Consider the following 1544-nt stretch of genomic DNA (forward strand, 5'->3'; position numbering starts at 1 on the left):
CTCGGGCGCGCTTCCCGGTGAGAACGAGCGCCTGCCCGAACGGGCGCTGGCGCGGGTCGATCTCGACGGCTTTGCCGGCCGTTTCTATCAGGAGCTTTCGGGCGGCGAACAGCAGCGCGTGCAGTTGGCCCGCGTGCTCTGCCAGGTCTGGGCGCCGGTCCTCGACGGCAAACCGCGCTATCTCTTCCTCGACGAGCCGGTTTCCAGCCTCGACATCAAGCACCAATTGATCATCATGAACATCGCCCGCGACTTCGCCAGACGGGGCGGCGGCGTGGTCGCCGTCCTGCACGACCTCAATTTAACGGCCATGTATGCCGACCGGATTTTCGTCATGCATCGCGGCAGGCTTGCCGCCACCGGCTCACCGCGGGACGTGCTGAGCGACGATCTGATAGAGAAAGTGTTCGATTGCCGGCTGAGGGTCGGCGTGCTGCCTGCCGGAAACGTGCCGTTCGTGCTGCCGCAATCCGCGGCTTAGGTATTCAGGTGATGCCGGCCTGCGAACGGCGGTTTCCTGCGCTTCCGGTACTCACGTACCCAAAAGTACGCTCCGTTCCGGTTCTCGAACCCACCATTCTCGGCTCGGCCTGACCTGAATCTCAACAGACCTGGTCAAACCGCGGTGCGACCCGGAATCAGGCGGCCGGCGCCCTTTGCACCAACATGTCGATGCCGAGAAGGTGCCGCACATTCGGGCGCGCCGCCACCATGTCGGCGATCGTGTAGCGCTCAAGCACGGCGAAGAAGGCGTTGAGAGCCTCGCGCAGCGCCGAATTCAGTGCGCAACTGTCGACCAGCGGACATTCGGCGGCATCGTTCTCGAAGCATTCGGCCATGGCGAAGCTCTCTTCGGTCACGCGCACGACGTCGAACAGGGTGATGGATTCGGCTGCGCGGCCGAGCCTGACGCCGCCGTTCCTGCCTCGCACCGTCTCGACCAGACCATGCTCGACCAAAGGCTGCAGGATCTTGAAGAGGAAAAGCTCGGACACCGAGTAGGCGGCCGCGATCTCTGGGATGCGGCTCAGCCGATCGGTGTTCGCGGCGCAATACATCAGGATGCGCATGGCGTAGTTGGTCTGGCGTGTTAGCCGCATTTTGTCCTCACGAAGCATTAGCTCAAGCCTAATATGGCCTATACCTTGGAATAATTCCAGACAAGCATCGCATAATAGGTGAATTTTTTTGTCAAGTTTGTGTGCAGGGTCGTGCAAAACATGACCCCGAATCTGGCGCGCATTCGGGCGGGCGGATTACTAAATTGAATCGGTGAGATCGACCAGGAGCAGTTCATCCATGTCACAATCAGCACCGACTTTGGCATCCGCCCGGTTCGATGCCGACGCGGACGCCAAGCTTTCGGCGCTTCGGCGCACCAAGTTCGTCGCCACCGCGGCGCTCGCGCTCTGCGTCCTCATCTTTGCGGTGGCCAAGTCGTTCGAGGGCCACTATCCGTGGCTGGGGTTCGTCGCCGCTTTCGCCGAGGCGGCGACGATCGGCGGGCTGGCCGACTGGTATGCGGTGGTAGCGCTGTTCAGGCG

Annotated in this window: 2 protein-coding genes and 1 pseudogene; 2 read left to right on the forward strand and 1 reads right to left on the reverse strand. The window is 62.1% G+C overall.

Annotated elements, in window-relative coordinates:
• Nucleotides 1–481, forward strand: a 481-nt coding sequence (locus tag E5W87_RS35225; RefSeq protein WP_292408518.1) for an ATP-binding cassette domain-containing protein, incomplete at its 5' end; no start/stop codon positions are given.
• A gap of 157 nt (nucleotides 482–638) precedes the next feature.
• On the opposite strand, the gene rirA is transcribed toward E5W87_RS35225, so the two are convergent.
• A complete protein-coding gene (gene rirA / locus E5W87_RS35230; RefSeq protein ID WP_126106178.1) occupies nucleotides 639–1100 on the reverse strand; it encodes an iron-responsive transcriptional regulator RirA in 462 nt (153 codons plus the stop codon).
• 199 nt (nucleotides 1101–1299) lie between these two features.
• On the opposite strand from rirA, the pseudogene E5W87_RS35235 reads away from it, so the two are divergent.
• A pseudogene (locus E5W87_RS35235) lies at nucleotides 1300–1544 on the forward strand (DUF445 domain-containing protein); the annotation flags it as partial.

It is taken from the genome of Mesorhizobium sp., assembly GCF_004962925.1.
Lineage (GTDB): Bacteria > Pseudomonadota > Alphaproteobacteria > Rhizobiales > Rhizobiaceae > Mesorhizobium.